The organism is Actinomycetota bacterium (assembly GCA_004297305.1).
In the GTDB taxonomy this organism is placed as follows: Bacteria; Actinomycetota; Actinomycetes; order S36-B12; family FW305-bin1; genus FW305-bin1.
Window position 1 is genome coordinate 325,456 of sequence record SCTR01000006.1, and the last position, 19,495, is coordinate 344,950.

Genomic DNA, 19,495 nt, shown 5'->3' on the forward strand with positions numbered 1-19,495 from the left:
TCAGCCCAACCCGGTCCAGTCGGACGACAGCTGCCAGAGCCGTTGCGCCCCATCCGGATCCACCGCATAGGGGGCGAAGCCCTCCCGGGTGCCGGGGACATTCGGCTTGGCCAGCGCGCAGCGCTCGAAGTACTTCCCGCTGACCCCGGCCAGCTCGGGCGCGACGGCGACGTACACCGAGGTCGCCGCACCGAAGTCCGGGGTGCTCCAGGTCACCGCAGCGCCCGCCGGCAGCTGCCGGATCCGGCCCACTTCTTCGTCGGTGACGTGCTTGAGCAGGTTGGTCCGGATCCGGCCGGGCATCACCGCGTTGACGTCGATGCCGTCGTCAGCCCACCGGGGGGCGGCGCCGACGGCGAACAGGACATTGGCCGTCTTCGACTGGGCGTAGGCGATCCAGGGGTCGTACGGCCGAACCTGGAAATGGATGTCGTCGAAGTCCACCGGCGAGTTGAGGTGCCCCGCGGAACTGAGCACCACGACGCGGGCGTGGCCGGCGGCCGCGAGTGCCGGCCGCAGGCCTACGGCGAGCGCGAAGTGACCGAGGTGATTGGTGGCGAACTGCAACTCCCAGCCCTCGGCGGTTCGCTGCAGCGGGCCGGCCATGATCCCGGCGTTGGCGATGAGGATGTCGAGCGGGCCGTCCCAGCCCGCGACGAAGGCCGCGACGGACTTCTGATCGGCGAGGTCCAGATGCCTGACGCTCACCGGTGGTCCGTCGACGGTGGCCGCGACGTCGGCCGCGGCAGCCTCGCCGGCGGCGACGTTGCGGACCGCGATGGTGACCTCGCCGCCCACCTGCGCCAACGCGCGCACCGTTTCCAGACCGATGCCGGCACCGCCGCCGGTGACCAGGATCCGCTTGCCGGACAGATCCGAACCCGCTGCGACCTCGGCCGCCGTCGGTCCGGGGTCGGTGGCCGACGTGTCGGCTGCGCCGGAACTCCCGGTGTCAGGCGTCGTCTCGGAGACCGCAGGATCGGAATTCGTCGTGGTCATCGGCTCTCTCAGCACAGAACGCGGCGCCGGCTCGTCCCCCGGCCATCGGCCGCACTCCGGCGAGGGCCGCACACCGGTCCCGGCCCGACTGTAGGACGCCACCCCGGGTGGCTGGCAAGGCCGACCACCGCTGCGCCGACGCGCGTCGACCGTCATCGGCCATTGATGGCTAGGATCCGCTGCCGTGTCCGCCCGGGCACCCGTAGCGAAGGAATGGACCCATGACGAAGCCAGCCGAGCTGTTCGATCTCACCGGCCGGGTGGCCGTCGTCACGGGCGCCTCGAGCGGACTCGGCGTCGACATGGCCCTGACGCTGCGCGACGCCGGGGCGACCGTCGTGGTCGCGGCCCGCCGTACCGAACTGCTGGCCGACCTGTGCGCCCGCGAGACCGGGCTGGTGGCACTGCCGTGCGACCTGACCGACGAAGAGTCCATGACGACGTTCGTGCAGACCGTCGCCAAGGACGTCGGCCCGGTCGACGTCCTGGTCAACAACGCCGGCATGACCGTCGCCGAACGCGCCGAGAACCACACCATGGCGGACTTCCGGCAGGTCCTCGAGGTCAACCTGATCGGGCTGTTCCGGCTCACCCAGCTCGTCGGCAGCCAGATGCTCGAGGCGCGGCGGGGCAGCATCATCAACAACGCCTCGATCCTCGGCATCGTGGCCGCGTCGCCGGCCAATGCCTCGTCGTACGTCGCCTCCAAGGGTGCGGTCATCAGCCTCACCCGCGAACTGGCCGTGCAATGGGCCCGCAACAACGTCCGGGTCAACGCGCTGGCCCCCGGCTACGTGCACACCGCGCTGACCGCCGAGCTGTTCGAGGGCGAGAACGGGCCGGGATTCATCGAGCGCAACACCCCGATGCGTCGCCCCGGCCAGTCCCACGAACTTGCCGGCGCCCTGCTGCTGCTGGCCAGCGACGCCGGCAGCTACATCACCGGGCAAACCATCGTCGTGGACGGCGGCTGGACGGCACGCTAAGCGAGCTGGTCGCGCAGCACGTCCTTGCGGACCTTGCCCATCGTGTTGCGGGGCAGCGCCTCGACGACGTAGACCCGTTTGGGAATCTTGAAGCCGGCCAGGTCGGCCCGCAGCAACCGGCGTAGCTCCTCCGGGTCCAGGCCGGCACCGGGCTCCGCGACCACCGCGGCGACCACCGCCTCACCGAAGTCCGGATCGGCGACGCCGACCACGGCCGATTCGAGGACGCCGGGCAACGCGTCGAGGGCCTGCTCGACTTCCTTGGGATAGACGTTCAGACCGCCGGAGATCACCAGGTCCTTGGCGCGCCCCACGATCTCCAGGTATCCGTCGGCGTCGAACCGCCCGACGTCCCCGGTGACGAACCAGCCATCCGGCGTGAACTCCGTCGCCTGCAGTTCCGGACGCCGCCAGTACCCGCCGAACACGTTGGGGCCGCTGACTTCGATGCCACCGGGTTCGCCGGCGCCGGGGGCCGTCGCACCGGAACTGGAGTCGTCGGCGACACCGCGATCGTGGACAGCAACGCCGGCCGCGCCGGGACTGCCATCCGAGGCGGAGTCGCCCGCCGGACCGGCGACGATTCGCACCTGAACGCCGGGCAGCGGCGGCCCCACGGTGCCCGGCCGGCGCTGCCCGTGCAGCGGATTTGACGCGATCATGTGCGTCTCGGTCATGCCGTACCGCTCGAGGATGGCCGCGCCGGTCCGCTCCCGGAATGCCTCGTGGGTCGCGGCCAGCAGCGGCGCCGACCCGCAGGTGAACAGCCGGACCCGTTCGGCCGCCGTACGGTCGAGGCCCGGATGGGACAGCAGTCGCGTGTAGTGCGTGGGGACACCCATGAAGACGGTGCAGGCCGGCAGGTCGGCCAGGACCCGTCCGGGTTCGAACGCCTCGTGGAACCGCAGCGCACCGCCGGCGGCGAGGGTGACGTGGACGGCGACGAACAACCCGTGGGCATGGTGCAGCGGCAGGACGTGCAGCACCACGTCGTCCCTGCTGAAACCCCAGGCCGTCGCCAGGTTCCGGGCGCCGAAGCACAGGTTGCCGGCCGACAGCACCGCACCTTTCGGCCGCCCCGTGGTTCCACTGGTGTAGAGCATGACGGCCGGATCGCCGGCCGAACGCGGGACGTCGTCGTACGCCGGTGACAGTGACTCGGCTTCGGCCTGCAGCGCTGCCAGCGCCACTGTCGTCACGCCCCGCACCGGCCGTTCCCGCACGACCAGCACCGGATCGGCGTCGGCGACGAGGTCGTCGACCTCCCGATCGGTGTAGGCGGTGTTCAGCGGGCACCAGACCGCACCGACCCGGGCGCACGCGACATGAAGGGCGAGCAGTCCGGCCGACTTCGGCAACTGGACGCTGATCCGGTCACCCGGTCGGACGTCGCGGGCGGCAAGTGCATGCGCCAGCCGGGCCGACGTCGCGTCCAGGTCCCCGTACGTCCAGGTCGTGCCGTCCGGGCCCCACAACAACCGGCGGCCAGGCTCACGCCCGGCCTGCCCGAGCAGCAGGTCGGCGAACGCGTTCGTCGGCGGCGGCACAACAGGGGGTGGCACAGCGTTCGTCGGCGGCACAGCGGGCACGGCGCGACTCTAAGGTCCGGCCGCAGCCGGCGGCTCACGGCGTACGGCATCCTGGCGGCATGCCGTCGGTCCCGCCGTCTCGACACCTGGCGCGCGCCAAGGACCTCGCCGACTCCCGGTACGCCGAGCCGTTGCGCGTGGCCGATCTCGCGGCGGCGGCGGGACTGTCGCGGGCGCATTTCAGCACGCAGTTCCGGCGGGCCTTCGGCGTCTCGCCGCACGCCTACCTGCTGACGCGCCGGCTCGAGCGGGCTGCGGCGCTGCTGCGCAGCACCGACCGCACCGTCGCCGACATCTGTCACCTGGTCGGGTGCAGCAGCGTCGGCTCCTTCACCACGGCCTTCACCCGCACCTACGGCCGCTCGCCGACCGCCTACCGGGCCGCGGCTCCGCCGGCAGCGACGTACGCCCAGATCCCGACCTGCATGCTGCGCGCCTACGGCCGGCCACAACGCCGGACGTTTCGAGAAGACCGGGGCGCGGCCGCCTCCCTACGGTGGACGCCGGACAGCAGGATCGGCGAACCGGAGACCGGGAGGTCGGCATGATCACCGTCGGAAGCGCGCAGTTGTGGGTGCATGACCAGGACGCGGCGTTGGAGTTCTGGACGAAGCGGGTGGGTTTCGAGGTTCGCTCGGATGTGACCGTGCCGGAGATGGGCAATTTCCGGTGGCTGGTCGTCGGCGCGCCGTCGCAACCGGACTTCGGCGTGGTCCTCATGGCGATTCCCGGGCCGCCGATCATGGATCCGCAGACGCAGGCCGATGTCGCCGACCTGATGGGCAAGGGTTTCGCCGGCACAGTCTTCCTCGTCACCGAGGACTGTCAGGCGTCGTATGAGGAACTGTCGGCGCGGGGCGTGGAGTTCGTGGACAAGCCGACCGTGCAGCCGTACGGCAAGGACGCCGCCTTCCGCGACCCGTCCGGCAACAACGTTCGCCTCACCGAGGTCTACCCGACGGCCTGAGCCTCGTCGCGCCGCGACCCCGGCGCAGTCCGCGGGATCCGGCCGGTGAGCAGTAGCGATCCCGCGGCCAGCACCGCGGCGACGGTCAGCGCCGACCGCAGCGCCTCCAACCGGGCCGCGGTGTTGATCTCGACGATGACCTCGGCAGTCGCCGGCGCGACACCGGCGTCGGCCAGTGCCGTCGACAGGTCCGCGTCGGACAGGAACGGCACGCCGCTCACCAACTCGGTGCTGGCCTGCTGCTTCACCGTGTCGGGGACCCGCAGATCGGATCCGATGCCGGCCAGCACTGCTGCGGTCAGCGACGCGATCAGGACGGACCCGACCAGCGCGGTGCCGAGGGACGCTCCGAGATTCGTGGCGGTGTTCTGCAGGCCACCCACCTCGGCGCTGCGCTCGTCGGGCAGCGCCGATACCGTCACGGCTCCCAGCTGCGAGCTCAGCGCGCCCAGCCCGAATCCCATGAGCAGCATGGGAATCGCCACGATGCTGGCGTTGGCGCCGGGATCCATCCCCCCGATGAGCACGACGATGCCCGCCAGCACGGCGATCAGGCCGAGCCGGACCACGCGGCGCGGGTCGGCCCGTGGCGCGAACCGCGGAATTCCTGCCGCCGCGATCAGCAGGGCAGCGGACAGCGGCAGGACGCGGATGCCGGTCTGCAGCGCCGACAGGCCGAGCACCACCGACAGGAACAGCGGCACCGTGAAGAAGACCCCGGCCTGGATCGCGAACTGGGAGAAGAACATCGTCAGGCCGCCCCCGAGTTGCCGGTTCGCCAGGGTGTCGGCGCGGACCAGGGGTTCGCCGCCGCGCCGTTCGAGCCGGGCCTCCCAGTGCAGGAACACCGACACGACCAGCAGACCGCCCAGCAGCAGCCAGACGACCGGCGACACTCCCAGCAGGGTGGGTGTGCCGTCGTTCGGCGCCACCCAACCCCACTCGCCGGACCGCAGCACCCCGAACACGATCATGCCCAGACCGAGGATCGACAGCAGGGACCCGACGGCGTCGAGCGGTCCGCGACGGCCCGGGATGTCGGTGATGATCCGCAGGAACACCAGGATCACCACGACGATCACGACCTCGCCGGCGAAGACGTAACGCCAGCTGCCGAACGTCGTCACCGCGCCACCGATGAGCGGTCCGGCGGCCACCGCCATGGCCCCCGCGGCCGCGACCAGTCCGTACGCCCTGGTCCGGCCTGCCGGCGCGACGTTGCTGGCCACCAGGGCGACCACGGCCGGCATGATGAGCGCCGCCCCGATGCCTTCCAGCACAGACCATCCCAGCAGCAGCACGGTGAGGTTTGGGGCGAGCGCGGTGACGAGCGAGCCCGCGCCGTACACCACGAGGCCGATGCCGAAGGTGCGTCGCCGGCCGAAGATGGTGCCGAGCCGGCCTCCGGTGATCATCAGGGTGGCCATCACCAGGGTGTAGAGCGTGATGGCGGTCTGGATTCCGGTGATGGTGGTGCCGACGTCGGCGGCGACCTGCGCCATGGACACGTTCATGACCGAGCTGTCGAGGGTCATGAGGAACTGGCTGGCGGCCAGCACCGCGAGCACCGTTGCGGTATGCCGTCCGGCCGAGGTCGTCGTCACGGCGCTGATGGTGACAGCCTCGCGTCGCCGGCAAGCGCCCGGTCTGCGGCAGCGCCATCTCCGGTCAGGCCGTCTCCGGTCAGGCCGTCTCCGGTACGGGCTGTCTCCGGTACGGGCTGTCCGGGCAAGGCCGTCGGCGGCAAGGCCGTCTGGGGCAAGGCGATGCGGCCGGGGGACGCTGCGCGACATCATGCGGGCGTGACCGACCCCACCGGAGTGACCGCGGACCGGCAGTTGCCGGTCGAGCGGCTCCCCCATGCCAACTACGCCGGAGCGATCTACGGCTCGCTGCTGGCGGCCGCAACGATCCTCGGTACGGCCGCTACCGAAGGCGACGATCCCAGTTCGCAACGTCTCGTCGCCACCCTGATCGTGACGTCGCTGGTGTTCTGGCTGCTGCACGTCTACGTGCGGATCATCGGCGACGAGCTGCCGACGGGGCGGCCGCTGCGCCAAGCGGTACGCCGGGCAGCGGCGTACGAGTATCCGATCCTCGCCGCCGCCGCGCTGCCGTCGTTGGCCGTGGCAGCGGGTCTGCTGCTCGACGAGACCGGCCGGTGGGCGGCATGGCTGGGCTTCCTGGTCGCGCTGGGTGCGCAGGTCGTCGCCACCTGGATCGCGCTACGGCTGGCCGGCGGCCGGCTGCCGGCGACTGTGGTCGGGATGGGACTGAGCATCCTGCTCGGTCTGGTGCTGATCTGGCTGAAAGTCCTCATCAGCCACTGACCGCAGAACCGATGTCACCGGTGGCGCGGTCGCCCGTACCGCGTGGCGGAACCGGCCGCGATGCCCGCCGGGCAGCAGGATCGTCGCGATGCCTCAGACGTCCTCGGCGCCCGGCCAGCAGTCCGCACCGGAGCAACTGAACTACGCCGGCGCGATCTACGGCTCGCTGCTGGCTGCCTCGACCATCATCGGGACAGCGGCCACCGCCGACGATCTGCCGGAACCCGGCCAGCTGCTGGCCGCGGTCGCCGTCACCGCGACGGTGTTCTGGCTGCTGCACGTCTACGTCCGCGTCATCGGCGAGGAACTGCCCCGCGGTCACCGCGTCACGGCTGCCGTACGGCGTGCCGCCGCGTTGGAGTCGCCGATCCTCGCCGCGGCGGCCGTCCCCACCGTCGTCCTGCTGCTGGCCGTCGCCGCGGACGAACCCGGTGACTGGACGGCCGCCACCAGCCTGGCCGCTGCGCTGGTGACCCAGGTCGTGGCGACCTGGCTGGCCCTGCGCGCCACCGGCGCGCGGCGGCTGGCTGTCGTCCTCGGGGTGATCGTGAGCATCGCGCTGGGGATCGGGCTGATCCTGCTCAAGGCCCTGCTGACCCACTGACGGCCGCCGCGCTAGGGTCCGGCTGCTGCGCCCGGCGCCGTCCGGCAGCGTTGCCCGGGTGCGGTGAACCAGAGGAGGTCGGTCATGCCGACGTCGGCAGCGAACCGGAGCACTCGGTGACCGCCCCCGTGCTCGGCCGGCGGACGATCTTCGGCGAGGAGCACGACGACTTCCGGCGGGCCGTGCGGACCTTCCTGGAACGCGAGGCGCAACCCCGTGCGCCGCAATGGGAATCCGACGGCATCATCGACCGGGAGTTCTGGCGTACCGCCGCGGCCAACGGCCTGGTCGGGTTCGCGGCCCCGGTCGAGTACGGCGGCCTCGGCAGCACGGACTTCCGGTTCAACGTCGTGCTGGACGAGGAGGTCGTGCGCGCCGGGATCGGCACGGATGCGTTCAGCCTCACCAACAACGTCATGATCCCGTACCTGCTCGACCTCACTACGGACGAGCAGCGCCAGCGGTGGTTGCCGGGGCTGACCTCCGGTGAGCTGGTGGCCGCCGTGGCGATGTCCGAGCCGGGCGCCGGCTCGGATCTGCGGGGGATCCGCACGACCGCCCGCCGCGACGGCGACCACTACCGGATCAGTGGCCAGAAGACGTTCATCACCAGCGGGATCCAGGCCGACCTGGTCGTCGTGGTCGCCCGCGTCGAGGGGGGCGACGGGCTCGGCCTGTTCGTGGTCCCGGCGGATGCGGCAGGTTTCGCCCGCGGCCGCAAACTGGACAAGATCGGCCGGCGGGCCCAGGACACCGCCGAACTGTTCTTCGACGAGGTCCGCGTCGGACCCGAGGACGTCCTGGGCGAACCGGGAAACGGACTGGCGCTGCTGAAACGCAACCTGCCGCAGGAGCGGCTCGGTATCGCCGTCATCGCCCAGGCCGACGCCGAATGGATGGTCGAGTTCACCCTGACGTATGCCCGCGAGCGCACCGCGTTCGGCCGGCCCATCGGGTCGTTCCAGGCCAACCGGTTCGCGTTGGCCGATCTGGTGACCGATATCCGAGTGGGCCGTACCTATATCGACCGCTGCATCGAACTGCACGCCGACGGCCAGCTCAGCGGTGCCGAGGCGGCCGGTGCCAAGTACTGGGCCACCGATCTGGAATGGCGGGTCGCCGACCGCTGTCTGCAACTGCACGGCGGCTACGGCTACATGGAGGAGTACGAGATCGCGCGCCGTTGGCGCGACGCTCGGGTGCAACGGATCTATGGCGGGAGCAACGAGATCATGCGTGACATCGTCGGCCGTTCGCTGGGTCTGTGACGTGGCCGAGAACCCCGCCGGGAATCGGCGTACGGCGTTGGTCACCGGCGGCAGCCGAGGGATCGGGCGGTCGGTCGCCGAACAGCTGCTGGCGGCCGGCCACCGGGTCGTCATCACCGGCCGCGACGAGGCGACGCTGGCGGCGACCGCGGCCGAGTTGACCGCAGCCGCCGCGAACCTGACTGCCGGCGCGGCTACGGTCGATCCGGTGCAGACCCTCGCCTTCGACGCAGCCGACCCGGCCGCCACCGCCGAGGCGCTGGCGGGGTCGGTGGCCGACATCGTCGTGGCCAACATCGGCGTGGCCACGTCCGGCACGATCACGAGCACGACGTACGACGAATGGACACGGGTCCTCACCACGAACGTCACCAGCACGTTCGTGGTGATGCAGGCGGTGCTGCCGCACATGGTCGAGCAGGGCTGGGGCCGCGTGGTGACGGTGGGCTCGCTGGCCAGCCATCAGGGGATCCGGTTCGGTGCGGCATATGCGACGTCCAAGCATGCGCTGCTGGGGTTGACCCGGGCCGCGGCCATGGACCTGGCGAAGACCGGGGTGCTGGTCAACATGGTGTCGCCCGCGCTGGTCCGGACCGACATGACACGGGACAACATCGCCCGGATGGTCGCTGCCCGCGGCGGCACCGAGGCGGAGGCAGAAGCCCGTCTGGCGCGCAACACCCCCGAGGGCCGCATCATCGAGCCCGACGAGGTCGCCCGGGCGATCGTCGCGCTGACCACGGAGGACCTCACCGCCACGGGCACCGTCGTCGCGGTGGGCCACCAGCTCGCCGACCCGCCGCCGGTGGGGTGACCGCCGGGCAGAAACTCTCGGCGGCAACCTGGCCGGCGTGACTACCCTCGCCGTCATGCGCTGGCCTTGAACAACTCCCGGCCCCGCCACTGATGTCGACGTCGATGTCCGGCAGTTGTCCCGGCGTGCGATCAGCTGGGCGTTCGTCGCCGACCTGATCCCGCTGTACCCGTTGTACGCGTTGCTGTTCGCCGACGAGGGCCTGTCGGACGCGGGGATCTCGGCACTGCTGGGGATCTGGACCATCGTTGCGCTCGTCGGCGAGATTCCCGCCGGGGCGCTGGCCGATCGTTTCTCCCGGCGCGGCGCGCTGGTCGTCGCGAGCGTGCTGCAAGCCGCGGGATACACCGTCTGGGGCCTCGCCCCGGGTTTCACCGGCTTCGCGGTCGGCTTCGTCCTGTGGGGCATCGGCGGGACCTTCGTATCCGGTTCGCTGGAAGCCCTGTTGTACGACGGGTTCGACGGCATTGCGCCGGCGGGCACGTTCGGACGGGTGCTGGGTCAGGTCCGCACCGCCGGGCAACTGGCCGCCGTCCCGACCGCGGCGCTGGCCACCGTCCTGTACGCCGTAGGCGGCATCGGCGCGGTCATCGTGGCGAGCGTCGGGTCGTGCCTGCTGGCCGCGGTGCTGGCGGCCCGGCTGCCCGAACGCCGGGCGGGGACCCGCCACGCACCTGGTCAGTCGACTCGCGCCGAGGCCGGCGACGGGCGGCCGGCCGGATACGGCGCGATGCTGCTCGCCGGCATCCGGCAGGCAGCGCGCCGGCCGATCGTGCGCTGGGCGGCGGTCGCGGCCGCCGCGGTCGGCGGCTTGGACGCGCTCGAGGAGTACACCCCGCTGCTGGCCGAGGACTGGGGCGTACGGCGGGACCTGATCCCCACCGTCCTGCTGACGCTGGCACTGGCAGGCGCGGCCGGCTCCTGGGCCGGCGGACGCTGGCGCCGGTGGTCCGGGACGACCCTGGGGATCGCGCTGGCCGTGGTGGCAGCGGGGCTGGTGACGGCCGGTGCCCTCGGCACACCGGTGGCGGTACTCGTGCTGGCGGCGGCGTACGGCGGCTACCGCGCGGTGCTCCTGGTGGCCGACGTCGCTCTGCAGGAGCGCATCACCGGCTCTGCGCGCGCCACGGTGACCTCGGTGGCCGCCGTCGGTACCGAGCTGTCGTACCTGATCTTCGTCGGCAGCTGGGCGGTCGGCGGGCTGGCGGCAGCCGGCCGGTCCGGGCCGGCCGCGGCTGACGATCCCTGCAGGGCCGCTCGGCCGCCCCGGACGGTGAGCAGGGCCACCAGCGACCCGGTCAGCAACGCCGCCGCCGCGACGACCACGGCCACCCGCCAGCCGTGGTTGAGCGCGGCGGGGTCGGCAGCGTCGTTGCCGGACAGCCCGGCGACCGCGGGCAGCGCCGACACGGCGAGCAGTGCCGCCGCCCGCGCCACCGCGTTGTTGACCCCCGAGGCCACCCCCGCGTGCCGGTCGGCGACCGCGGCGAGCACCGTGGCGGTCAACGGGGCTACCAGGACCGCCAGGCCCAGCCCCCAGACGACCATGGCCGGCAGCACGTCGGCGACGTACGACGCGTCCGGACCGATCCGCAGCATCAGCAGCATCGCCGCCGCGCAGATCAGCGGTCCCACGGTCATCGGGATCCGCGGACCGATGACGGTCGCGACGCGCCCGGCGCGGGCGGAGAACAGCAGCATGATCACGGTGATCGGCAGCAGCGCCGTACCGGCGGCCAGCGCGGAGAATCCCGAGACCACCTGCAGCACAACGGCCAGCAGGAACAGGATGCCGCCGAACGCGCCGTACAGGATGAAGGTCACGGCGTTGGCTCCGCTGAACTGACGCGAGCGGAACAGGCCCAACGGGAGCATCGGGTGCCGCAGCCGTCGTTCGACCATGACGAACGCAACAGCCCCCAGCAGCGCCGTCGTCAGGGCCGCGAGGACCTGCGGTGACGCCAGCCCCGCACCGGGCAACGCGATGAGCCCGTACGTCAGCCCACCCAGCGCGAGCGCCCCGAGTACCGCACCGGCCAGGTCCACCCGGCCGGTCGCATTGGCGTCGCGCGTCTCCGGCAGGTGAACCCGGGCCAACACGACGACCAGGATCGCCAGCGGCAGGTTCACCCCGAAGACCCAGCGCCACGACAGCGCGCCGATCAGCCAGCCGCCGAGGAACGGACCGACGGCGGTGGCCACACCCGACAGGCCGGTCCACGCCCCGATCGCCCGGGCCCGGTCGTCCGGCCGGAACGACGCCTGGATCACCGCGAGACTGGCCGGCACGAGGAGGGCACCGCCGACGCCCTGCAACGCGCGGGCCACGACGAGGACCGCAGCGGTAGGCGCCAGTCCGCACAGCAGCGACGCGACCGCGAACCACACCGCCCCGACGATCAGCAGCCGGCGGCGGCCGTAGCGGTCGCCGAGTGCGCCGCCGAGCAGGATGAACGAGGCCAGCGTCAGCGTGTACGCCGTCACCGTCCACTGCAGGGCGGCCAGATCGGCGGTCAGGTCCTGCCCGATGGCCGGCAGCGCCACGTTGACCACGGTCGCGTCGATGCTGGCCAGCGCCGAGGCCAGCACGCAGACCACGAGTCCCCAGCGGCCAGTGGCGGACGACACACGGAGCCCGGCGTCGACCACGCCGCCACGGTAGGCGCCATCGGCGCCGCCCGCCCGACCGGCGAGCCCTAGGGTGGCGCGATGCCTCGCCACGCCGTCACCGCCGTCGTCGCCGTCCTCGGGCTGGTCGTCGGCTTCGCCGTCGCCCAGGTCAGCGGGAACCGGACGGCCGGCGGTGTCGTCCTCGTCCTGGCCGGCGCCTGGTGCACGGCGCGGTGGTGGCGCAGCTGCGGGCGGGCCCGCGCGCTACTGCTGCTGGCGACGTACGCCGCCGCGTTCGCCCTCGCACACGTGCTGGCCGGGCCGCTCGGGGCGTGGCCGGCGGTCCTGCTCGTCGCCGCGGTGACGGGCCTGGCGGCGCTCGCCGTGGGGCGGCCGCAGCGGCGTACCCACGCCAGCGAACGGGTCCGGCTGCGCACCAGCTGACGCCGCGAGGTGCGGTCGGGGCGCGCACCGGCACGCGTGTCCCGCGTGGGCCAGCCCGGCATGGCCGGTTTGACGTGGCGAACCCGGCGTCAGGCGACCACGAGCGAGCCGGAGGTGCTGACGAGCAGGATCGCGTCGACCACCGCCAGCACCAGCACCGCCTCGAACAGCAGGTTGCCGGAACGCCAGATCGAGGCAGTCACGGCGATGCCGGCGACCGCGACCAGCACGACCACCGTCAGCGGGCCCGGCCGGCCGGGCCCGACCGCGATCAGCACGGTCGCGGCCAGCAGCAGCAGCACGGCCAGCAGCCGGGCCCGTCCCGCACCGAGCCGGTCGGCGAGCGCGCCGCCTCGACCGGCAGCCTGATCCGACGCCAGGTCGGGCAACGAGTTGGCCAGGTGGGCACCCAGGCCCATGCAGGCGCAGGCGGCCACCGACCACGGCGCCGGCCACGACGGCGGTTGCAGACTTCCGGTGACCGCCAACGGGATCGATCCGAACGCCACGACGTACGGCACCCCGGACCACACCGTCCGCGCCAGCACCAGGTCGTACAACCACGCACAGCTGACTGCCAGCACGTGCCAGCCGCCGCCGATCGGACCGAACCCCCACCACGACAACGGGATCACCAGCAGCAGCGCGATCAGGGCGGCCACCGCGACGGCGCGCACACCGACCAGGCCCGCGACGATCGGCTTGTCCCGGCGGCCGGCCCGGGCGTCCGCGGCGGCGTCGTGGGCGTCGTTGCACCAGCCGACGCTGAGCTGGCCGGACAGGACCGCCAGCGCGACGCCGAGGCAGCCCACCGCACCCCGGCCGGCACCGGCTGCCAGGGCGGTGACGACCGTGGTCACGGCCACGGCCGGCCCCGGATGGGACGCCACCACCAGGCCTCGCGCGGTCGCCAGTCGGCTCATCGACGGCACGGTACGGCGACCGCAGCGCCCGCGGAACGGCGCTACCGGCGCGCGGTGCGCCCGGCCGCCGGGCGGAGCGCGGCATGATGCGCTGCGGGGGCATCGGGCAGGAGCCACGCCGTACGCCGGTGTTCAGCGGTGCACTGATCGGACCTGCACGACCGGACCTGCACCGACCGGAACCGCACCGATCGGACCGAACTGATCGACGTTGCACCGTCGGTGTTGCACCGTCGGTACTGCGGATCGGGGGGCCAGAGGAGTCGGCATGAACGTTCCCCAGTGGCTGCAGCGCTGGACCGCCGACCGCGCCGTACGGGCCGGCGTGATCGGCGCGGCGTGGTCGGTCGCCCCGTCGTACGCCCGCGGCCTGCTCCCGCGAAGCGCGGTCGACCAGGCCGCCGCGACCGCCGTGGTCGCCACGCTCGGCTACCAGCTCACCGCGACGACGTGGTCCACGGTGGAGGCCGTCGTCGCCGGGCGGCCCGGCCACGTGCCCGGCCCGCGGGCGTTGCTCGCCGGCGCCGCGGGCGCCTGTGCGATCGGCTTCGGTACGCAACAGGCACTCCGTCGCCGGGCCGACGACAGCCTGGTCGCCGCGGGCGCGTTCGCCGCGGCCCGCACACTGGCCAACGCCGGGATCGCCGGGACGGTCGTCATGGTGGGCGACCAGGTCCTCCACCGGGTGCTGCGCCGCCAGGTCGGGCTGCACACGACCCTGCTCGCCGACGTCCTCGGCGGAGCGGCGCTGGCCGGCGTGACCGTGCTCAGCCGGCAGCAGCGAGCAGCCCGCTACGGCCTGGTCGACCCGGAGCGCCGGGCGGTCACGGCCGGGTCGCCGGTGGCGTTGGCCCGGGCCGGGGCCGTCGGCGCCGCGACCGCGGTCTCGCTCGTGGGCCTCGCCCTCGCCGAACAGACCGTCGCCCGGGCCACGGCAGCCGGCCTCGCCGAGCTGCTCGGCGAACCGGCCGGCGCCGCCGGCGAGATGATCGGGCACGGGGTCGCGCTGACCGGGATGGGCGTCGCGGGTGCGGTGGCCCTCACGCAGGTGCGGCGACGCATCTCGCGCCGCGACGACGTGGTCGAACCGGCGTACCCGGCACCGCCGACCTCGCGGCACGTGTCCGCCGGACCGCGCAGCGGCATCGGCTTCGACACCATCGGCAAGGAGGGCCGCCGCTTCGTCCTGATGGCCCTCACCGCCGCCGACATCACGCGCGTCATGGGCGAACCGGCGCGCGACCCGGTCCGCGTCGTCGCCGGCTACGAGGCCGCCCCGACGGTCGCCGGCCGAACCGCGCTGGCGCTGGCCGATCTGGAGGCGCTCGGCGGCTACGAGCGGGGCCTGATCATGGTGGCGGCGCCGACCGGCGTCGGGTATGTGAACTACGTGGTCGCCGAAGCGCTGGAGTACCTGACCCGTGGCGACTGCGCGATCGTCGTCCCGCAGTACGCCCTGTCGCCTTCGGCACTGGCGCTGGGCAAGACCAATGACGGGGTGGAGTTGCAGCGGGCCGTGCTCGCCGGGATACGCGACAGGGTGGCGAGCCTGCCGGCCGACCGGCGGCCGCGGGTGGTGCAGTTCGGGGAGAGCCTGGGCGCGCAGGTCGCCCTGGACGTCGCCGGCTCGGCCGGTACGGCGATCCTGCCGGCGCTCGGACTCGACGGCGGGCTCTACCTCGGCGTGCCGTTCCGCAGTCGCACCTGGGAACTGTGGCGCGAGTCGGCTCATCTGGTGGATCCCGAGGGCCGCCTGACGCTCGTGGCTGAGCCGAGTCAGCTGGTCGGCGTACCGACCAGCGGGCGGCACGTGCTCGTCGTGCACGACGACGACCCGGTCAACAAGTTCTCGTACGAGATGGTGGTGCAGCGGCCGTGGTGGCTCGGCGCCCCTGCGACCCGGCCGGCGAAGGTCCCGCGGGAGACGTCGTTCCGGCCGGTCGTGTCGTTCGTCCTGGCGCTGGTCGACCTCAAGAACGGGATGAACTCCAAGCCCGGCGAGTTCGTCCGACGTGGTCACGACTACCGCATCGATGCCCGCGAGGCGCTGCAACGGACCTTCGGGCTGCCCGCCTCGGCCGCCCAGGTCACCGCGATCGAGGCGGCGCTGCGCGAACGGGAGCAGGCCTGGGCGGCCCGCCGGCTGGTCAGCCGCAAGCTGGACGAGGCGCGGCGCTCCATCGCGCGGACCCTCAACAGCTGGGGCCAGTCCGCCGTACCGGTCGTCGCCGAGGCCGATCCGGAATCGCTGGTCGACGGGACCGGCCGGTCGATCATGGGCTCGGTGCCCTGGTCCTAGCGGGCTGTCCGGTCCTGGCGGGCTGCCCGGTCCTGGTGGATGCCCTGGTCCTCGCGGTCCCCGCGGTCCGGCACGTCACCCGGGCCGGCGCTGCCGGCTCCGGCCAGCAGTGAATACACCTCGCTGGACCGGTAGCGCCGGTGGCCACCGAGGGTCCGGATCGAGGTCAGCTTGCCGGACTTCGCCCAGCGCGTGACGGTCTTCGGATCGACCCGGAAGAGCGCCGCGACCTCGGCCGGGGTGAGCAAGTCCGTCGCGCCGGGACGCTGCGGCACGGCTTCGGACATCGCGTCCTCCTCGCGCACGGGCCCGGGGGAAGCACGGCGGACGCCGCGCGGGGCGGATTGTCGGACATGCCCTGCTACGGGGGGTCTGTCCGATTCCGTGGGACTGTCCCACAGCCCGCAGGACCCCGCAAGACGCCGGGACGGCGCGACACCGCGGCGCACGACTGCCGGCGAACCGGACACCGGCGGCCACGAGCGCTCCCCCGACGGCACCGACCGGCGGGCGCGCACCCCCGCGTGGCAGGCCGGACCGGTGTATCGGTACGGCGGCGAGCAGGTACCATCGCAGGGCTGCTGCAGTCGAAGATGCCAGTCCTGACGTGTGCCGGGCTGGGACCCGGACGAGGGGGTCGAGCCATGGGGCGGGGCCGAGCCAAGGCCAAGCAGACCAAGGTCGCCCGCGACCTGAAGTACGGCGGTCCGCAGACCGATCTGGACCGGCTGCAAGCTGAGTTGTCCCGGCCCGACAGCGGCCCCCTGGGCACCCGGCCGAGTTCCCCGGCCCCCGGCGGCAGCAGCGAGCACGACGCTGACGACATCGATTCCGACGGGTTCGAGGACGACGACTTCGACGAGGACGACGACGACGTCCGCGCGGGGTCGGATCAGGCCCGGTAGTCGGCCACCAGCGTCACCGCACCACCGCCGCCGCCCTTGGCGGCCGCGTCGCCGGTCTCCCCCTCCCGACGCTCCCGCACGGTGCCACACACCCAGGCCGGCAACCCGCGTGCCGCGAGCATCGCCACTGCATGCTCGACGCCGTCGGGCGCCAGGACCGCGATCATCCCGACACCCAGGTTGAACGTCGCCTCCAGCTCGGCGCGGACGACTCCGCCGATCGAACCGATCATCCCGATCACCGGCGGCAGCGCCCACGTCGACCGATCGATGTCGACGGCAAGCCCGGCGGGCAGCACCCGCGCCAGATTCGCGGCCAGCCCGCCACCGGTGACGTGGCTGAACGCGTGGATCCCGGCGCGCGGCTCGGCCGCCAGCGCCAGGCAGTCACGGGCATAGACGCGGGTCGGGACAAGCAGCTCCTCGCCGACGGTCCGGCCGAGGTCGTCGACGTACGCCGCCAGCCCCGGGCCGTCCGGGCCCAACAGGACGTGCCGGGCCAGCGAGTAGCCGTTGGAATGCAATCCGCTGGCGGCCATGGCGACCACGACGTCGCCGGCGGCGACGCGGTGCGGCCCGAGCATCCCGTCGGCCTCGACCACCCCGGTACCGGCGCCGGCCAGGTCGTACTCGTGCGGCGCCAGCAGCCCGGGATGCTCGGCGGTCTCGCCGCCGAGCAGGGCGCAACCGGCCTGCCGGCAGCCTTCGGCCACACCGGCGACCAGGGCCGCGATCCGCTCCGGCACCACCGAGCCCGTCGCGATGTAGTCGGTCAGGAACAGTGGCTCGGCACCACAGACGACCAGGTCGTCGACCACCATCGCGACCAGGTCGATCCCGACCGTGTCGTGCCGATCCATCGCCTGCGCCACAGCGACTTTGGTTCCCACACCGTCGGTCGAGGTGGCCAGCAGCGGCCGCCGGTAGCGCAGCAGCGCGGACGCGTCGAACAGCCCCGCGAATCCGCCGAGGTCGCCGACGACCTCCGGCCGGCGGGTCCGGGCGACCGCGGCCTTCATCAACTCGACGGCACGTTCGCCGGCCGCCACGTCCACCCCGGCGTCGGCGTACGACGTCCGGCGGCCCGGCACTCGGGCCGTCACGGCCGGCTGAGCGCGTCGGTCGCGCCGCCGGCCACACTCACCGAGGTGAGGCCGTCGAGGTCGGCCGACAGGGCCTCGCGCGCGGCGACGTCGGTGGTGACGCGCCGCTCGATGCCCTCAAGCAGGTGCTTTCCCAGCAACTCGTCGGCCGGCAGCGGCACCGGGTACTCCCCGTCGAAGCACGCCCGGCAGAGACGGTCCTTGGCGACCGTCGTGGCGTCGACGAGCTGGTCGAGGCTGATGAAGCCGAGCGTGTCCGCGCCGATCGAGGTCCGGATCTCGTCGATCGTCAGGCCGCTGGCGATGAGTTCGGCCCGGGTGGCGAAGTCGATGCCGTAGAAGCACGGCCACTGCACCGGCGGCGAGGAGATCCGCACGTGGACCTCCCGGGCGCCGGCCTCCCGCAGCATCCGGATCAGCGCGCGTTGGGTGTTGCCGCGCACGATCGAGTCGTCGACCACGACGAGCCGCTTGCCGGCGATCACGTCGCGCAACGGGTTGAGCTTCAACCGGATACCGAGCTGCCGGATCGTCTGCGAGGGCTGGATGAAGGTTCGCCCGACGTAGGAGTTCTTCACCAGACCCTGCGCGAACGGGATACCGGCGCCCTGGGCGAAGCCGACCGCGGCCGGCGTCCCGGACTCCGGTACCGGGATGACCAGGTCGGCGTCGGCGGGGTGTTCCAGAGCCAGCCGACGGCCGATCTCCACCCGCGCCGCGTGGACGCTGCGCCCCGAGATCGTGGTGTCCGGCCGGGCGAGATACACGAACTCGAACAGGCAGCCCTTGGGGTCCGCCGCAGCGAAGCGGCGGGATCGCAAGCCGTGCTCGTCGATGCTCACCAACTCGCCGGGCTCGACCTCGCGGACATAGGAGGCGCCCACGATGTCCAGCGCCGCGGTCTCGCTGGCCACCACCCAGCCACGTTCGAGGCGGCCGAGCACCAGCGGCCGGATCCCCTGCGGGTCGCGGGCGGCGTACAGCGTGCCGTCGTCCATGAACACCAGCGAGAACGCGCCGCGCAGCCGCGGCAGCTCGTCGACGGCGGCCTCCTCGACCGAGGTGTCCGGATGGGCGGCCAGCAGCGCGGTCACCAGTTCGGTGTCGCTGGTCGCGTGCGGCACCGTGCCCAGCGGCAGCTCACCCGAGCCGGCGGCGGTGTCGGCCAGCCGCCGCGACAGCTCCGCGGTGTTGGTGAGGTTCCCGTTGTGCGCCAAGGCAAGATGGCCGGTAGCCGTCGCCCGGAAAGTCGGCTGGGCGTTCTCCCACACGCTCGACCCGGTCGTGGAGTACCGGCAGTGTCCGATCGCGAGGTGGCCGTGCAGTGACTCCAGGCTCGCTTCGGTGAAGACCTGCGAGACCAGGCCCATGTCCTTGTAGACCACCGTGTGGTTGCCGTCGCTGACCGCGATGCCGGCCGACTCCTGGCCGCGATGCTGCAACGCGTAGAGGCCGAAGAAGGTCAGCTTGGCGACTTCTTCGCCGGGTGCCCAGACACCGAATACCCCGCAGGCGTCCTGCGGACCCTTCTCGCCGGGGAGCAGGTCATGGGTGAGCAGTCCGTCGCCGCGCGGCACGCGCCCATGCTACGGCCACCGCCACGGCCGGGCGTCGCTGACGTGCGCAGCACGTCCTGACACCGCTGACGTGCGCA

General features: G+C 72.7%; 18 protein-coding genes and 1 pseudogene. 11 read left to right on the top strand and 8 right to left on the bottom strand.

Going from position 1 to position 19,495, the window contains the following annotated elements; translation table 11 throughout:
- A complete protein-coding gene (locus EPO13_04400) occupies nt 1-999 on the bottom strand; it encodes an SDR family NAD(P)-dependent oxidoreductase (protein ID TAK70205.1) in 999 nt (332 codons plus the stop codon).
- Nucleotides 1,000-1,220: 221 nt separating this feature from the next.
- Here EPO13_04400 and EPO13_04405 point away from each other — a divergent pair, with 221 nt between their 5' ends.
- Nucleotides 1,221-1,985: an SDR family oxidoreductase gene (locus EPO13_04405; protein ID TAK70206.1), complete on the top strand. Its 765-nt coding sequence runs from the start codon at nt 1,221-1,223 to the stop codon at nt 1,983-1,985.
- Here the strand turns inward: EPO13_04405 and EPO13_04410 are convergent.
- Nucleotides 1,982-3,532, bottom strand: coding sequence for a malonyl-CoA synthase (locus EPO13_04410; GenBank protein TAK70461.1), 1,551 nt, complete (start codon nt 3,530-3,532; stop codon nt 1,982-1,984). The two genes, EPO13_04405 and EPO13_04410, sit on opposite strands and share 4 nt — an antisense overlap.
- A 101-nt stretch (nt 3,533-3,633) precedes the next feature.
- On the opposite strand from EPO13_04410, the gene EPO13_04415 reads away from it, so the two are divergent.
- Entirely contained in the window at nt 3,634-4,122 is a 489-nt protein-coding gene (locus EPO13_04415; GenBank protein TAK70207.1) for an AraC family transcriptional regulator, read from the top strand.
- Entirely contained in the window at nt 4,119-4,541 is a 423-nt protein-coding gene (locus tag EPO13_04420) for a VOC family protein (GenBank protein TAK70208.1), read from the top strand. The genes EPO13_04415 and EPO13_04420 overlap by 4 nt, the downstream gene beginning before the upstream one ends.
- Here the strand turns inward: EPO13_04420 and EPO13_04425 are convergent.
- Nucleotides 4,526-6,334: an MFS transporter gene (locus EPO13_04425; protein TAK70209.1), complete on the bottom strand. Its 1,809-nt coding sequence runs from the start codon at nt 6,332-6,334 to the stop codon at nt 4,526-4,528. The genes EPO13_04420 and EPO13_04425 overlap by 16 nt on opposite strands.
- A gap of 9 nt (nt 6,335-6,343) precedes the next feature.
- Here EPO13_04425 and EPO13_04430 point away from each other — a divergent pair, with 9 nt between their 5' ends.
- From EPO13_04430 to EPO13_04450, 5 genes and pseudogenes are all read left to right on the top strand, one after another.
- Nucleotides 6,344-6,871 (top strand): hypothetical protein, encoded by a 528-nt coding sequence (locus EPO13_04430; GenBank protein ID TAK70210.1) that lies wholly within the window; start codon nt 6,344-6,346, stop codon nt 6,869-6,871.
- 88 nt (nt 6,872-6,959) lie between these two features.
- Complete coding sequence (locus tag EPO13_04435) at nt 6,960-7,475, top strand: hypothetical protein (protein ID TAK70211.1); 516 nt, start codon at nt 6,960-6,962, stop codon at nt 7,473-7,475.
- 128 nt (nt 7,476-7,603) lie between these two features.
- Nucleotides 7,604-8,743, top strand: a complete 1,140-nt coding sequence (locus tag EPO13_04440; GenBank protein ID TAK70462.1) for an acyl-CoA dehydrogenase — start codon at nt 7,604-7,606, stop codon at nt 8,741-8,743.
- Entirely contained in the window at nt 8,688-9,557 is an 870-nt protein-coding gene (locus EPO13_04445) for an SDR family oxidoreductase (GenBank protein ID TAK70212.1), read from the top strand. The genes EPO13_04440 and EPO13_04445 overlap by 56 nt, the downstream gene beginning before the upstream one ends.
- A gap of 115 nt (nt 9,558-9,672) precedes the next feature.
- Nucleotides 9,673-10,731 (top strand): annotated as a pseudogene (locus tag EPO13_04450) (MFS transporter).
- Here EPO13_04450 and EPO13_04455 read toward each other — a convergent pair.
- The gene (locus EPO13_04455; protein TAK70213.1) at nt 10,617-12,206 is read right to left on the bottom strand and encodes a DHA2 family efflux MFS transporter permease subunit; all 1,590 of its coding nucleotides are present in this window, start codon (nt 12,204-12,206) and stop codon (nt 10,617-10,619) included. The pseudogene EPO13_04450 and the gene EPO13_04455 sit on opposite strands and share 115 nt — an antisense overlap.
- 60 nt (nt 12,207-12,266) lie before the next feature.
- Here EPO13_04455 and EPO13_04460 point away from each other — a divergent pair, with 60 nt between their 5' ends.
- Nucleotides 12,267-12,611, top strand: coding sequence for a hypothetical protein (locus EPO13_04460; GenBank protein ID TAK70214.1), 345 nt, complete (start codon nt 12,267-12,269; stop codon nt 12,609-12,611).
- 89 nt (nt 12,612-12,700) lie between these two features.
- Here the strand turns inward: EPO13_04460 and EPO13_04465 are convergent, their stop codons facing one another.
- On the bottom strand, nt 12,701-13,534 hold the full coding sequence (locus EPO13_04465; GenBank protein TAK70215.1) for a hypothetical protein: 834 nt from the start codon (nt 13,532-13,534) through the stop codon (nt 12,701-12,703).
- A gap of 268 nt (nt 13,535-13,802) precedes the next feature.
- Between EPO13_04465 and EPO13_04470 the strand changes: the two genes are divergently transcribed.
- Nucleotides 13,803-15,833 carry a hypothetical protein gene (locus EPO13_04470; GenBank protein ID TAK70216.1) on the top strand — a complete coding sequence of 677 codons (2,031 nt, stop codon included), beginning with the start codon at nt 13,803-13,805 and terminating at the stop codon, nt 15,831-15,833.
- Here the strand turns inward: EPO13_04470 and EPO13_04475 are convergent.
- Nucleotides 15,830-16,120, bottom strand: coding sequence for a helix-turn-helix domain-containing protein (locus EPO13_04475; GenBank protein ID TAK70217.1), 291 nt, complete (start codon nt 16,118-16,120; stop codon nt 15,830-15,832). The genes EPO13_04470 and EPO13_04475 overlap by 4 nt on opposite strands.
- Before the next feature lie 357 nt (nt 16,121-16,477).
- Here EPO13_04475 and EPO13_04480 point away from each other — a divergent pair, with 357 nt between their 5' ends.
- Nucleotides 16,478-16,738 carry a DUF3073 domain-containing protein gene (locus EPO13_04480; GenBank protein TAK70218.1) on the top strand — a complete coding sequence of 87 codons (261 nt, stop codon included), beginning with the start codon at nt 16,478-16,480 and terminating at the stop codon, nt 16,736-16,738.
- On the opposite strand, the gene EPO13_04485 is transcribed toward EPO13_04480, so the two are convergent.
- Together EPO13_04485 and EPO13_04490 are read right to left on the bottom strand one after the other, a co-directional pair.
- A complete protein-coding gene (locus EPO13_04485; GenBank protein ID TAK70463.1) occupies nt 16,726-17,829 on the bottom strand; it encodes a phosphoribosylformylglycinamidine cyclo-ligase in 1,104 nt (367 codons plus the stop codon). The genes EPO13_04480 and EPO13_04485 overlap by 13 nt on opposite strands.
- An 8-nt stretch (nt 17,830-17,837) precedes the next feature.
- Nucleotides 17,838-19,418, bottom strand: a complete 1,581-nt coding sequence (locus EPO13_04490) for an amidophosphoribosyltransferase (protein ID TAK70219.1) — start codon at nt 19,416-19,418, stop codon at nt 17,838-17,840.
- Nucleotides 19,419-19,495: the final 77 nt, after the last annotated feature.

Excerpts from the sequence above, each read along its gene's own strand:
- EPO13_04400 (TAK70205.1), bottom strand. The coding sequence starts at position 999 with ATGACCACGACGAATTCCGATCCTGCGGTCTCCGAGACGACGCCTGAC.
- EPO13_04405 (TAK70206.1), top strand. The coding sequence starts at position 1,221 with ATGACGAAGCCAGCCGAGCTGTTCGATCTCACCGGCCGGGTGGCCGTC.
- EPO13_04415 (TAK70207.1), top strand. The coding sequence starts at position 3,634 with ATGCCGTCGGTCCCGCCGTCTCGACACCTGGCGCGCGCCAAGGACCTC.
- EPO13_04420 (TAK70208.1), top strand. The coding sequence starts at position 4,119 with ATGATCACCGTCGGAAGCGCGCAGTTGTGGGTGCATGACCAGGACGCG.
- EPO13_04425 (TAK70209.1), bottom strand. The coding sequence starts at position 6,334 with ATGTCGCGCAGCGTCCCCCGGCCGCATCGCCTTGCCCCAGACGGCCTT.
- EPO13_04435 (TAK70211.1), top strand. The coding sequence starts at position 6,960 with ATGCCTCAGACGTCCTCGGCGCCCGGCCAGCAGTCCGCACCGGAGCAA.
- EPO13_04445 (TAK70212.1), top strand. The coding sequence starts at position 8,688 with ATGGCGGGAGCAACGAGATCATGCGTGACATCGTCGGCCGTTCGCTGG.
- EPO13_04460 (TAK70214.1), top strand. The coding sequence starts at position 12,267 with ATGCCTCGCCACGCCGTCACCGCCGTCGTCGCCGTCCTCGGGCTGGTC.
- EPO13_04465 (TAK70215.1), bottom strand. The coding sequence starts at position 13,534 with ATGAGCCGACTGGCGACCGCGCGAGGCCTGGTGGTGGCGTCCCATCCG.
- EPO13_04470 (TAK70216.1), top strand. The coding sequence starts at position 13,803 with ATGAACGTTCCCCAGTGGCTGCAGCGCTGGACCGCCGACCGCGCCGTA.
- EPO13_04475 (TAK70217.1), bottom strand. The coding sequence starts at position 16,120 with ATGTCCGAAGCCGTGCCGCAGCGTCCCGGCGCGACGGACTTGCTCACC.
- EPO13_04480 (TAK70218.1), top strand. The coding sequence starts at position 16,478 with ATGGGGCGGGGCCGAGCCAAGGCCAAGCAGACCAAGGTCGCCCGCGAC.